Below are 11542 nucleotides of genomic sequence, written 5' to 3'. Positions count from 1 at the left end.
TATGCCGCCCGAATAGGTTTCGGTTAACCGCATCGCTACGAAAGGAACGAGTCCATGACTGCTGTTCTTGGCCGGCTCGGCGACCGGATTCTCGGCAAGCTGGTGCCCAAGGCGTCCGCGAAGGCGGCCGCCGAGTGGTACGTCCACTGCTACTGCCGGGAGCGCTCCGACTTCCGCAAGATCTGCACCACCGCCGGCGGCACGACCCGATGCGGCGCCTGCTACGCGTTCAGAGTCTGCGGTGGCTAGGTAGGACACGCAGGTCTGGCGGCGGCGGCCACCCGCCGCCAGACCCCGGCTCGCTTGAAGTGAGGTTGTTTCCTGATGGCTTTCCTGGTTGCCGCTGTCGTGTTCCTCGCCCTCCTGTGTCTGTTCAACCTGGTGCTCAACCTGGGGGTGCTCCGCCGGCTCCGCGAGCACACCGCTGAGCTGGAACGCCTGGCCGGGCACGCGATGCTCATGCCGTACGATCCCGGCGTCCTGGTCGGTCGCACGCTGCCCGAGGCGGCGGCGGGCGCGCGGCTGGTCGGCTTCTTCGACGTCGGCTGTAGCACGTGTCACGAGCGCGCACCGCAGTTCGCCGAGGAGGCGGGCAAGCAGCCCGCCCTGGCGGTCATCACCGGCGATGGCGCGAAAGTGGCCGATCTCGTCACCGTGGTCGGCGGCGTGTCGAGCGTGATCACAGGCGATGAGGCCGGCAGTCTCGCGCACGCCCTCGGCGTGGAGGCCTTCCCCACCTTCCTCCGGGCCGACCAGGAGGGCAAAGTACTGGCCGCGGACACGGAACTCACCGCCATGGCGACCATCGGATGATGCCGGACCGGCTGCGGCGGGCCGCCACCCTGGGGTTGCTGTGCTGGCGGGCGGGACCTGTGCTGGCGGTGTCCCAGCTGGTGGTCACCGTCGTGGCCGGGCTGCTGCCCACGGGCGCCTTGTGGGCGACGAAGCTGCTCATCGACGGGCTGGCGACGGGCCTCGCGGAACGGGCGCTGGGGCCGGTCGCCGGGCTCGTCGCGCTGGGATTGGCCTCCGGGGTGCTGCCGCACGTCACGGGGTACCTGCGGGGCGAGTCGGACCGCCGGCTCGACCTGTTGCTGCAGGACCGCCTGTACACGAGGGTGAACGAGTTCCAAGGGCTGTCACGCTTCGAGGACCCGGTCTTCCTCGACGAGTTGCGGATGGCCACGCAGGCCACGGGCGGCGCGATGGGGCCGATCACCTCGGGCCTGTTCGACCTCTGCCGCAACGTCATCGCCCTGGCCGGGCTCCTCGGCGCTCTGGCCGTGCTGAGCCCGCTGATGGCCGGGCTGGTGGCGGTCGCGGCGCTGCCCACCCTCGCCGCCAGGATGTCCCTGGAGAAGCGGCGGGCCAAGATGCTCGCCGGGCAGTCGGCGGCGGCCCGGCGGCAGATCTTCTACTCCTCCTTGCTCACCGACGTGGAGGCCGCCAAGGAGGTACGCCTCTTCGGGCTCGGCGACTTCCTCAGGCGCCGGGTCATCGGCGAGCTCACCACGATGCAGACGGCCGAGCGGCGCCTCGACCGGCGCGAAGCGCTCACGCAGTCGTCACTGGCGGCTGTGTCCGCCCTGGTCAGCGGCATCGGCTTGATCTGGGCGGTGTACTCGGCCCTGTCCGGGCGGCTGACCCTGGGCGACGTCACGGCCTTCGCCGGCGCGGTGGCCGGCACCCAGGCCGCCCTCATCGCGACCGTGGAGAACGCGGCCAACGCCGGCCACTCACTGCTCCTGTTCGACCACCACGAGCGGGTGATGTCGCTCTCCGACGACCTCCCACCGCCGCACCGCCCCGCCGCGCTGCCCGCCCTGCGGCGCGGCATCGAACTGCGTGACGTGTGGTTCCGGTACGCCGACGGCCACCCCTGGGTGCTGCGCGGCGTCGACCTGACCATCCCCCACGGCGCGTCGGTCGCGTTGATCGGACTCAACGGAGCCGGCAAGAGCACGCTGATCAAACTGCTGTGCCGCTTCTACGATCCCTCCCGCGGGGCGATCTTCTGGGATGGCGTGGACATTCGCGACGTACCGCCGGCCGACCTCCGCGCCCGGATGGGCGTGCTCTTCCAGGACTACATGAGCTACGACCTCACCGCGGCGGAGAACATCGGCGTCGGCGAGATCGAGGCGATGTCCGACCGGAGCAGGATCCAGGCCGCCGCCGAGATGTCCGGAGCCGACCAGACCGTACGAGCCCTGCCCCACGGGTACGACACGATGCTGAGCCGGATCTTCTTCGGACCGGAGGACGAGGCCGGAGTGGTGCTGTCCGGAGGCCAGTGGCAACGGCTGGCCCTGGCCCGCGCACTCGTCCGCGAACAGCGCGACCTGCTCATCCTCGACGAACCCAGCTCGGGACTCGACGCGGAGGCCGAATACGAGGTGCACCGGCGGCTGCGTGAGCACCGGGCGGGCCGTACCACCCTGCTCGTCTCACACCGGCTCGGCGCCGTGCGGGACGCCGACCTCATCGTGGTGCTCGGCGACGGGCGGATCGTCGAGCGGGGCACCCACGACGACCTCATGGCCGCGGACAGCGGCTACGCCCGGCTGTTCGAGACCCAGGCCAGCGGCTACCGCGTCGAGGCGTAGCGGGCTACGGAGGCCGATGAGTGGCCGGAACCGGACAACACTCGGTGGCGACCTGGCTGGAATGCCCGGTGAATGCCCTGCTGGCGCCCTGGGACAGGGTTCTGTTCGTACATAGAGTCGAGCCGATCCCGCAGACGCCATAGGCGGGTCCCCTTTGTGCGAAAGGATGTGCCGTGCGCAGCAGACGTACCGTTATCGGGCTGGCGTTGATTCTCGGCAGCCTCGCCGGCTCAGCGCTTGTCCCCTCAGCAGCCATCGCGGCATCTTCCACGGCCGCGATTTCGGCCCGGCCTCAGATCTGCAACCCCTCCTGCACCTGGAATTCGCAAGTAACGACACAGCTGATCGCCACTCAGATCCTGCTGCAGAAATACCAGATCCTCGTCCAGGAGGGCTACACCATCCTTTCCGCGCAGGTGCAGGCGGCAACTGGCGGCTACCGGGCGCACCTGGTCTACCGGTAGGGCCGGGGCCGCCTCAGTCGCTCTCGACCCGTCCCAGCGGCTCAGGATCGTCCGCCAGCGCGGAGCGCGCCGCGAGCCAGCTCGGGTCTTCGGGGTAGAAGACGTGGCGAAGGTAGGCCCAGGTGAGCCGCTGGATCAGGGCGACACGTCCGGGGTGTTCGTCCGTCGTCTCCGCGACGTCGTACCCGGAGACTCCGCCGAGCGAGTGCTCCGCCCCGAACAGGGTGAGCAGGCTCTTGCCGCCCGGACTCAAGAAGTAGGAGTCGGTGAACCACTCCGGCCCTCGGGCGGTCAGGTGGGACTGGTCTCGGTCCCCCGCGACCACGAGGGCCGGCGTGGTCATGTCCGCGAAGCTCGGATTCATGAAGGGGAAGTGCTCGGCCGCGAACGGGCTCAGCTCGGCTCCGCCCCGGCCGGGCGTGGCGAGCAGCACCCCCGCCTTGATCCGGGAGTCGGACATGTCCTCTCCCGGTTCGCCCTCGGGATCGAGGACGCGCGCACCCAGCAGCATGCTCGCCGTCTGGCCGCCCCAGGAATGCCCGGCCGCGGCGATGCGGCCGCGGTCGAGCCGCCCGCCGAGACCGGGTACGGCGGCTTCGAGGAGATCGAGCTGGTCGAGGACGCGCTTCATGTCCTCGACCCGGTAACGCCAGATCTGTGGGGTACGGGGATCTTCTGGCGGCAGGCTCAGCGTCCTCGAGTCGAGATGGGTGGGTTGAATCACCACGAAGCCGTGAGCGGCCCAGAAGTCGGCCAGCGGGGCATAGCCGTCCGACGACCAGCCGAAGCCGTGCGAGAAGACGATGACCGGCAGTTCGCGCCCGGCCGTGGGCGCGGACACGCGCACCCGCAGGTCCTCACCACGGCCCGGGGCCGACAGCACCACCGGCCTCACCGAGACGACCGGAGCGGGCACGCTGACGGCCACGTCGCCATCGCCCGCAGCCGGGACCGCCATGTCTGTTTCGATCATGATTTTGATGCTCCTTCAGTGGTCTTTGGTAATGAACTGGTCGGCGACCCACCGTGCGACGTCGGCGGGATAGGGCGCCGACAACCCGAGGACGATGTGCCGGAAATCAGCGTCGATCGCTTCGCCGATCGCGTCCCGGGTGGTGCCGGGCTGGTCGTAGGAGACGGGCAGGTGGATCGAGCGGGTGATCGAGGCGGGGTCGCGGCCGATCTCGGCGCAGTAGCGGTCCAGCAGCGCGCTGCGGCTGACGACGTCGTCGATGTCGCCGCCGGGGACGTTCCACAGGTCGGCGTGCTCGGCGACCACGCGCAGCGTCGCGGACGAGCGTCCGCCGATGAGGATCGGCGGGTGGGGGCGCTGGACCGGCTTGGGGTTGCCGAACGCGTTGGTGACCTGGACGTACGTGCCGTGGAAGTCGAACGGTTCGGTCTCCGTCCACAATCGCCTGATCACCGTGCACGCTTCGGCGAGGCTGCCCACGGCGTGGGCGGTGTCGTGGAAGGGCAGGCCGTGCGCTTCATACTCGCGCCGAGCCCAGGGGACGCTGGGTCGTGAGCCGACGCCGATGCCGAAGTCGAGGCGTCCGCCGGAGACGATGTCGACGGTCGTGGCGATCTTGGCCAGCATCGCGGGCGGTCGGATGCGGTTGCTGGTCACGAGCACGCCCAGCCGCAGCCGTCGGGTCTGTGCGGCGAGGGCCGAGAGCAGCGTCCAGCCCTCGTAGATCGTTCCGTTCGGGTCGCCGAAGATGGGCAGGAGATGATCGAACAGCCACGCGTGTTCGATCTCGGGGATCGTGTCCGCCTCGCGCCAGACCCGCAGGACATCGTGGTAGTCGACCTGCGACGGGGCGGTCATGATCCCGAAGCGAGGCCGGGTGGTATGCGGCATTGAGGGCTTTGGTCCTTTCGACACTGGGCGCTACCAGAGATTAAACGGAACGGGTTTCCGATATGTACAACCGACGCCCATCGCATCGACTTACTGCGATCCCATGCCCAGGTGTGATGCGATGACGATGCTTGGGTTGGCCGTCGGTCGGCGCTCTGGCATCATGAGTAAACGGAATCCTGTTCCGACTACTATAAGGAACACGGTTCCGGTTCGCAACCCAGCAGTGGAGGGAACGGTAACGGTGAACGACGGCGACGGAGGCGCGGGCCCCCGCAAGCGGGCCGATGCCCGGCGCAACGAGAGGACGCTGCTCGACGCCGCCGCGGCCGTCTTCGTGACCTCGGGCGTCGAGGCACCGGTGCGCGACATCGCGGCCAGGGCGGGCGTCGGGGTGGCCACGATCTACCGCCACTTCCCGACTCGGGCGGATCTCATCATCGCCGTCTACCGGCACCAGGTCGAGGCCTGCGCCGAGGCCGGTCCAGCCCTGCTGGCGGCCGTCACGAGTCCTTACGCCGCGCTGGGGCGATGGATCAACCTGTTCGTCGACTTCCTGGTCACCAAGCACGGGCTCGCCGCCGTACTCCGCTCCGACGACGCCGGCTTCGACGCGCTGCACGCCTACTTCCTCGACCGGCTCGTACCCGTGTGCGGCCAGCTGCTCCAAGCCGCGGCCGCCGCCGGCGAGATCCGCGCCGACGTCGACGCCCTGGAGCTCATGCGCGGCGTCGGGAACCTGTGCATCGGCGCGGAGAACGATCCCCGCTACGACGCGCGGCGGCTGGTCGAATTCCTCATCGCGGGACTCCGCCTACCGCGCTAGCGACGCGCGCGTGTTCATACCGTCGGTATTTTACAAACGCGCGGTCGGCGAGGTCGGGCCTGGGTACGGAGACCGCTCGCGCGGCGTCGAGGGCGCCAGGCGATGGGCGGACGACGCGATCCTCGTCAACCCGATTCACCCCGGCGCCATCCTCGAGACCGGGCTGGTGCGGCATGTCGAGATGACCCCGGAGCTCCAGGCGCGGATCGACAGCACCGAGTGGAAGACCGTCGGGCAGGGGGCGGCGACATCGGTGTTCGTCGCCTCCTCAGGCGCTCGCTCTCTGCCCGGCTACCTTCACCGCGAACATCACCCACTACGAGCTCGTGCGTGCTCTCACGCTCATCGGTAAGGGCCACATTGAGGATGGGCTCGCACACGCGGTGACCACTGCCCATGCGTGGCCCATCAGTACGATCCGCCGCCGTACCCTCGGTCGCATCCTGGATGCCCTGCCAGGGAAGGCCCGCGCTCTGGATACCGCCCACGAATTGCGCAGCCTGGCTGCCAGTCCTGCAGGCGGAGAGTAGCCCGCGGGCCGGACAGCAGGAGCTCGGGGGCTGAGCTCGGTACCCCGCCTTGGAACGTCCGCATCTGGACATCCCCGAACGCTCCGGGATATCGAGTGGCTGGCGTGATCATCACGGACCTGCGCGTCCTCGCCGAGTTGGAGGCCGATGTGACCGTGCCGCCGCAGCACGTGGACCTCGCCGATCCAGTCGGCAACGAGGTCGCCCATGGACCCATCGGATCGCGGTTCGGCTCCGGCTCCGGCTGGAGCAGGGGGTGAATGTACGCCAACAACTCTGCGCTATCCCAGGTCGTCGTCGGCGAAGCAGCCGCGAACTGTCGTGTCGGCTGACTATGGTGCAGCCCTGACGATGACGGGCCAGTTCTCCGGGTTGTGGCTGGGCTCGTCGACGCGGAACCGGGAGAAAGGCCGGCCTCGAAAAAGCGCTTTCGATCCCGCAATAGATACGTGATGCTGCGCGATCTTCGCGCTCAGGTCGCGGTCGGCGAGATTGCAAGCCGCCACATGGTGGCGTAGATAGCGCACATAGCGATGCTCGGCCCCGAAGGCCAGCGCGCGTACGCGCGAGTGCGCGCCGTCCGCGCCGACCAGCAGATCCGCCGTGCGTTGCGTGCCGTCGGCGAGGGTGAGCGCGACCTCGTCGCCGTCCTGGTGGACGGCCTCGATGGTGGTGCCGTACTGGATGGGGGCCCTGACCTGGTCAGCGATGGTACGGGCGAGATCGCTGCGCAGCAGGCTGACTACTTCGCGGAACGTGGGCGGCAGGGTGAACCGGCTGGTCTGGCGGCCGTCATGGTTGACGTAGGTCAGCCCGGTGACGGGATAGCGCAGCTCTTGCAGCCGGGCGGCCAGGCCCATGCGCTCGGCCACCTGGTAACCGGCACCGTAGAAGTCGACCATGTAGCCGCCGTTCCGGAACTGCGAGGCCTGGACCATCTCCTGACAGTCCAGCCAGCGCGATCTTCGTCCCAAAATGCCGTCCGGCAGAGCCGTAAATGAGCCGTAAGGCCATCAGGTCCTCTTCCCGGCGGGGCACGATGCCAAGATCTGGATGGCCGCCAATTTCAGCACACCTAGAACCTCATTCCGCAGGAGGACGTCGTGCGCAGGTACATCACGGAGTTCATAGGCACCTTCTTTCTGGTCTTCACGGTCGGCGCCACGGTCCTGGCAATGGCGCCCCTCGCCCCGGTTGCCATCGGAGCGATTCTCATGGTCATGGTGTACGCGGGCGGCCACATCTCCGGTGCCCATTACAACCCTGCGGTGACCCTGGCCGTACTGTTGCGCGGTCGGATCAGTCTGACGGACGCCATTCCGTACTGGATCGCCCAGCTCGCCGCCGGCGTCCTCGCGGCCGTAGTCGCGGGCTTCGTGGTGAACCCCGCGAAAGTGACCCCGGTGTCGCCCGAGGGCCGCGAGTTGTGGGTGGCGCTCCTGGCCGAGGCGCTGTTCACCTTCGCGCTCGCCTACGTCGTCCTGAACGCGGCCACCAGCCGGGACCATCCGGGCAACAGCTTCTACGGCCTGGCGATCGGATTCACCGTGGCCGCGGGGGCGTTCGCCGTGGGCGGTATCTCGGGTGGCGCCTTCAACCCGGCGGTCGCCATCGGCGCCGCGACCATGGGGATCTTCGACTGGTCGAAGATCTGGATCTGGCTCCTGGCCGACCTTGTCGGCGGCGCCCTGGCCGGGGTGACGTTCCTCGCGCTCAACCCCAAGGAACGCGCGCCGCTGGAAGCCTCCGCCGCCTGAAATCCGGAGCCCTTCCATGACCACTCCACGCGAAGCCCTCCAACGAGCGGGTATCGACGTCAACGCCCTGATCGGCCATCTCACCTCGGCCGCGAAAGCAGAGCTGAGCGCCGTCTATCGCTACACGATCCTGGCGGCTCATTCGATCGGCTTCGCGGACGAAGGGCTGCGGGAGATCCTCAGGGACATTCGAGATGAGGACCGCAACCATTTCGACACGCTCGTCACGCGCATCTGCGAACTCGGCGGCAGGCTGCCGGAGGATATCCAGAGCTTTCTGCAACATGAAGACGAGCCGATAGGCAGCATCTTCGCCGACTGGGACAACCTGCCCGAAGCCCTCATCGGATCCGTGCAGCAGGCCGCACATTCCTATTCCGGTCTCCGCCACCTCACCGAAGCAAAAGACCCCCGGACCCATGCGATGGCCCAGGCCATCCACAACGAGAAGACCGAGCACGTCGCCTGGCTGCGCGAGTTCTTCGGTCTCGGCCCACCCGGACGCTTTCATCGTGGATTCCGGGGCGGATCCCCCTCGCTGGCCGGCCTGTACGACGCCGAGCAAGGGACGGGACCACCGTCCTGATCTCAGCCGTGGCGGCTCCCTGATTCTGAAGGCTGCGCAAAACCATTGGATTATGCGACCAATTCGGTCTGCCTCCCGCGCCACCCGGTTTTCCATGGTCACACTAACCGCCGCGGGGCCGCTCAGGTCAGGTAGCGCAGCCACAGGTACGGGGTGGCGATGGCGATGGCGGTGACGATCAGGCCGCCTGGTGAACTGCCAGAAGCTGATCGGCGTGCCGTTACGGGCGGCGATGCCCAGGACGACGACGTTGGCCGCCGCGCCCACCGCCGTGGCGTTGCCGCCCAGATCCGCGCCGAGGGCCAGCGCCCACCACAGCACCTTGCCAGGGCCGTTGCCGGGAGAAGATGTGGCCCGACCTCATGCCGGTGGCGATCTCCATCCGCGAGGGCCGGCTCAACTCCGTCACGCTGCTGCGCCGGCTTGGCTCGCACTCGCGCAAGAACGAGATCTACCGGGCGTTTCGGGAGGTCGGCCGCAGCGTGCGCACTGTGGCACTGCTGCGTTTCCTCGCCGATCCGGCGCTGCGGCGGCGCATCACCGCGGTCACCAAACAAGGTCGAGGGGTTAACGGATTCTTCGCTTGGCTGCGCTTCGGCGACGGCAACCAACGAAGCGGTATCCAACGCGGCCGTCCTCCTGATCGGTGTGGGGGTGGTGTTCGTGGGACCACGACTTCTGGCTCTTCGCTGGCAATCGGGCGTGTTGGTCAGGGACGGATGCCGAAGGGGCCGAGCAGGCCGGTGTCGATTCGCATGGATTCCAGCAGGCCGAAGGCGTTGTCCTTGGTGAACACGTCGGCGGCGGCCAGCGTGCCGAGGTAGCCGGCGATGACCGGGGCGGCGGCCTGCTGGGCGACAGCGTTCAGGTAACCGGCGAAGATCGCCCACGCGTTGCCTGCCGGACCGTACTTGCCGAAGAACGGCGCTGGATCGAGGCTGGAGACCGTGTCACGGACGCTGGTCTGCAGGTCAGCCAGGTATCGCTGTTGCAGGTGTCCGTCGGCGCGGATGCCGAGGCGGCCGAGGTGGCCGCCGACGAGGGTGCGCCACGGATATCTCATGGCGGTGTCGTGGGCCCGCAGCCAGCCGGGGATGTCCTGGGAGACGGCGAGGTTCTTGAACGGCACCCAGCCGGGATAGAGCACGTCGACCACCATCAGGGTCTCGTGTTTGGGGGCGTAGACGAAGATGTTGTCGGGTGAGTGGTTGGGGCCGTGGTAGGCGAGTTCGAGACGCTCACCGCCGACCCACAGGACGTGGTGGTCGTCGAAAGTGAGCGTGGGCGCCGGCCGAGTCGGGTCCGCGTCCCGGCGCAGAAATCTCGCGGTCTCGGTATGTCCGATGCGGATGACGTCCTTGCCGAGGATCGAGGCGGCTCCGATGTGGTCGGCGTGCGAGTGGGAGTAGATGAGGTGGGTCACCTTCCGGGGGCGGCCGTTGGCCCGGGTGACCTCCTCGATGGCGCGCAGCAGGTTGTAACCGATGGTGGGTGGCGCATCGACGAGCACGACGCCCTGGCGCGTGGTCAGGAACATGGCCTGATAGGAGGAGTCGGTGACCCAGTACAGGTCGCCGTCGATCCGGCCGACGAAGTAGCCCTTCTCATTGAGTTTCGGGCCCTTCGACGCCTCGGGGATGGGCGCGTAGTCGGGCAGGGCGCCGGATGCCGGCGCCTCGCCGGCCCCGAGCAGGCCGGCGGCCAGGGGCAGCGCCGATGCGACGGTCGCTCGGGTGAGGAAGGTTCGCCTGCTCGAGGGGGCGGTGGAGTGGACCATGGGGTTGTCTCCATTCGGAAGGTGTGGCTGCCGGGCGAACGTGGGACGGGCGGAGCGGCGCGACGGGTCCGGTGGTGGGGGGTGGTCAGCCGGTGTCCTGGGCAGTCACGATCCGGTCGAGTCCGCGGGGCGAACGCTTCGGCGGCCAGGGTGAGAACCGCGACAGGCGCGGGGTCTCGCCTGTCGCGGTGCCGGACGGACCGTCGTCGTGTGGGATCAGCTGGTGGTGCGGGCCGCCGCTGTGATGAGGGCGGTGGTGGCGTCAGGCCGGGAGATCATGACCACGTGTGAGGCTTCCCCGACTTCGCTGGTGTGCGCGCCGGCGCGCTGGGCCATGAACCGCTGGGCCGCGGATGGGATGGCCTGGTCGGCGCCAGCGACCAGGTACCAGGAGGGGATGGTCTTCCAGGCGGGCGGTCCGCTCGGGGAGCCGAGCGCGGCCAGGGCGGCCGGGCGCTGGGTGGCGGCCATCAGCTTGGTGTCGCGGGCGGGTAGGTCGGCGGCGAAGGCGGCGTGGAACTTGGCCGGATCTACGTAGGCGTCGGTGCCGGTGCCGCCGCCGGGCAGCGGGTACTGGCGGGTGATCAGGCTGGTGGGCAGTTGGCTGCCGGGGAACTTGCCGGTCAGGTCGAGAGCTGACTCGCCTTCCTCGGGTGCGAACGCGGCGATGAAGACCAGCGCCTTGACGTTGGGGTGGCCGGTGGCGGCGTTGGAGATGACCGCTCCGCCGTAGGAGTGGCCGACCAGGATGACCGGTCCGTCGATGGTGGAGACGACGCTCGACAGGTAGGCCGAATCACCTGCCAGGTCACGCAGGGGGTTGGCGGGGGCGATAACCGGGTAGCCGGCCCCTTGGAGCCGGGCGACGACCTTGTTCCAGCTCGAGGCGTCGGCGAACGCACCGTGGACCAGCACCACGGTGGGTTTGGCCGTACTGCGGCTCGCCGCGGTGACGGCGACGGCCGACGAGGAGAGAGCCGTGACCAGCACGGCCAGGACGGCCAGCATCACGGACAGCAGGATCCGAGTGCTCGGCCGGGAGAGCGGAGAGGTCTGTGGGGACGCGTACACCGACATGGCGGATCTCCTTGGTAGGGATGGGGGTTCTCAAGCGAGGCGATGAGGCAGCGGG

At 68.7% G+C, this 11542-nt stretch carries 15 protein-coding genes; 10 read left to right on the top strand and 5 right to left on the bottom strand.

Annotated elements, in window-relative coordinates:
- Positions 1-54 precede the first annotated feature (54 nt).
- The 4 genes from ACGFJ2_RS45370 (at position 55) to ACGFJ2_RS45355 (ending at position 3070) form a co-directional block, all read left to right on the top strand.
- Positions 55-249 carry a hypothetical protein gene (locus tag ACGFJ2_RS45370; RefSeq protein WP_357960560.1) on the top strand — a complete coding sequence of 65 codons (195 nt, stop codon included), beginning with the start codon at positions 55-57 and terminating at the stop codon, positions 247-249.
- Positions 250-324: 75 nt separating this feature from the next.
- Positions 325-813: a hypothetical protein gene (locus tag ACGFJ2_RS45365; protein WP_357960558.1), complete on the top strand. Its 489-nt coding sequence runs from the start codon at positions 325-327 to the stop codon at positions 811-813.
- Positions 810-2606, top strand: coding sequence for an ABC transporter ATP-binding protein (locus ACGFJ2_RS45360; RefSeq protein WP_393479221.1), 1797 nt, complete (start codon positions 810-812; stop codon positions 2604-2606). The genes ACGFJ2_RS45365 and ACGFJ2_RS45360 overlap by 4 nt, the downstream gene beginning before the upstream one ends.
- Before the next feature lie 173 nt (positions 2607-2779).
- On the top strand, positions 2780-3070 hold the full coding sequence (locus ACGFJ2_RS45355; protein ID WP_357960553.1) for a hypothetical protein: 291 nt from the start codon (positions 2780-2782) through the stop codon (positions 3068-3070).
- 13 nt (positions 3071-3083) lie between these two features.
- On the opposite strand, the gene ACGFJ2_RS45350 is transcribed toward ACGFJ2_RS45355, so the two are convergent.
- On the bottom strand, positions 3084-4043 hold the full coding sequence (locus ACGFJ2_RS45350; protein ID WP_393479216.1) for an alpha/beta hydrolase family protein: 960 nt from the start codon (positions 4041-4043) through the stop codon (positions 3084-3086).
- Between the two features lie 15 nt (positions 4044-4058).
- Positions 4059-4901: an LLM class flavin-dependent oxidoreductase gene (locus ACGFJ2_RS45345; protein WP_393479214.1), complete on the bottom strand. Its 843-nt coding sequence runs from the start codon at positions 4899-4901 to the stop codon at positions 4059-4061.
- 277 nt (positions 4902-5178) lie between these two features.
- On the opposite strand from ACGFJ2_RS45345, the gene ACGFJ2_RS45340 reads away from it, so the two are divergent.
- From ACGFJ2_RS45340 to ACGFJ2_RS45330, 3 genes are all read left to right on the top strand, one after another.
- Complete coding sequence (locus ACGFJ2_RS45340; protein WP_393479212.1) at positions 5179-5760, top strand: TetR/AcrR family transcriptional regulator; 582 nt, start codon at positions 5179-5181, stop codon at positions 5758-5760.
- A 10-nt stretch (positions 5761-5770) separates the two neighbouring features.
- Complete coding sequence (locus tag ACGFJ2_RS45335; RefSeq protein WP_357960541.1) at positions 5771-6112, top strand: hypothetical protein; 342 nt, start codon at positions 5771-5773, stop codon at positions 6110-6112.
- Between the two features lie 282 nt (positions 6113-6394).
- Complete coding sequence (locus ACGFJ2_RS45330) at positions 6395-6550, top strand: hypothetical protein (RefSeq protein WP_357960538.1); 156 nt, start codon at positions 6395-6397, stop codon at positions 6548-6550.
- Between the two features lie 72 nt (positions 6551-6622).
- Here ACGFJ2_RS45330 and ACGFJ2_RS45325 read toward each other — a convergent pair whose 3' ends face one another.
- A complete protein-coding gene (locus ACGFJ2_RS45325) occupies positions 6623-7228 on the bottom strand; it encodes an FAD-dependent monooxygenase (protein ID WP_393479208.1) in 606 nt (201 codons plus the stop codon).
- 165 nt (positions 7229-7393) lie between these two features.
- Here ACGFJ2_RS45325 and ACGFJ2_RS45320 point away from each other — a divergent pair, with 165 nt between their 5' ends.
- The 3 genes from ACGFJ2_RS45320 (at position 7394) to ACGFJ2_RS45310 (ending at position 9457) form a co-directional block, all read left to right on the top strand.
- Positions 7394-8047, top strand: coding sequence for an aquaporin (locus ACGFJ2_RS45320; protein WP_357960526.1), 654 nt, complete (start codon positions 7394-7396; stop codon positions 8045-8047).
- A 16-nt stretch (positions 8048-8063) separates the two neighbouring features.
- Positions 8064-8633, top strand: coding sequence for a ferritin-like domain-containing protein (locus ACGFJ2_RS45315; protein ID WP_358183951.1), 570 nt, complete (start codon positions 8064-8066; stop codon positions 8631-8633).
- A 347-nt stretch (positions 8634-8980) separates the two neighbouring features.
- The gene (locus ACGFJ2_RS45310; RefSeq protein WP_393479204.1) at positions 8981-9457 is read left to right on the top strand and encodes a Tn3 family transposase; all 477 of its coding nucleotides are present in this window, start codon (positions 8981-8983) and stop codon (positions 9455-9457) included.
- Here the strand turns inward: ACGFJ2_RS45310 and ACGFJ2_RS45305 are convergent.
- Both ACGFJ2_RS45305 and ACGFJ2_RS45300 read right to left on the bottom strand, forming a co-directional pair.
- Positions 9343-10410: an MBL fold metallo-hydrolase gene (locus ACGFJ2_RS45305; RefSeq protein ID WP_393479201.1), complete on the bottom strand. Its 1068-nt coding sequence runs from the start codon at positions 10408-10410 to the stop codon at positions 9343-9345. The genes ACGFJ2_RS45310 and ACGFJ2_RS45305 overlap by 115 nt on opposite strands.
- A gap of 216 nt (positions 10411-10626) precedes the next feature.
- Positions 10627-11487, bottom strand: a complete 861-nt coding sequence (locus ACGFJ2_RS45300) for an alpha/beta fold hydrolase (RefSeq protein ID WP_393479199.1) — start codon at positions 11485-11487, stop codon at positions 10627-10629.
- Positions 11488-11542 lie beyond the last annotated feature (55 nt).

Origin of the sequence: Nonomuraea sp. NPDC049028, assembly GCF_043197735.1 — a bacterium.
GTDB lineage: Bacteria > Actinomycetota > Actinomycetes > Streptosporangiales > Streptosporangiaceae > Nonomuraea.
Note: the sequence above shows the minus strand (reverse complement) of the source record. Positions and strands in the feature narration are given on the sequence as shown.

What these genes read in the sequence shown, in the direction of transcription:
- ACGFJ2_RS45370 (WP_357960560.1), top strand. Translation starts at nt 55, where the DNA reads ATGACTGCTGTTCTTGGCCGGCTCGGCGACCGGATTCTCGGCAAGCTG.
- ACGFJ2_RS45300 (WP_393479199.1), bottom strand. Translation starts at nt 11,487, where the DNA reads ATGTCGGTGTACGCGTCCCCACAGACCTCTCCGCTCTCCCGGCCGAGC.
- ACGFJ2_RS45350 (WP_393479216.1), bottom strand. Translation starts at nt 4,043, where the DNA reads ATGATCGAAACAGACATGGCGGTCCCGGCTGCGGGCGATGGCGACGTG.
- ACGFJ2_RS45345 (WP_393479214.1), bottom strand. Translation starts at nt 4,901, where the DNA reads ATGACCGCCCCGTCGCAGGTCGACTACCACGATGTCCTGCGGGTCTGG.
- ACGFJ2_RS45325 (WP_393479208.1), bottom strand. Translation starts at nt 7,228, where the DNA reads ATGGTCCAGGCCTCGCAGTTCCGGAACGGCGGCTACATGGTCGACTTC.
- ACGFJ2_RS45360 (WP_393479221.1), top strand. Translation starts at nt 810, where the DNA reads ATGATGCCGGACCGGCTGCGGCGGGCCGCCACCCTGGGGTTGCTGTGC.
- ACGFJ2_RS45365 (WP_357960558.1), top strand. Translation starts at nt 325, where the DNA reads ATGGCTTTCCTGGTTGCCGCTGTCGTGTTCCTCGCCCTCCTGTGTCTG.
- ACGFJ2_RS45305 (WP_393479201.1), bottom strand. Translation starts at nt 10,410, where the DNA reads ATGGTCCACTCCACCGCCCCCTCGAGCAGGCGAACCTTCCTCACCCGA.
- ACGFJ2_RS45310 (WP_393479204.1), top strand. Translation starts at nt 8,981, where the DNA reads ATGTGGCCCGACCTCATGCCGGTGGCGATCTCCATCCGCGAGGGCCGG.
- ACGFJ2_RS45315 (WP_358183951.1), top strand. Translation starts at nt 8,064, where the DNA reads ATGACCACTCCACGCGAAGCCCTCCAACGAGCGGGTATCGACGTCAAC.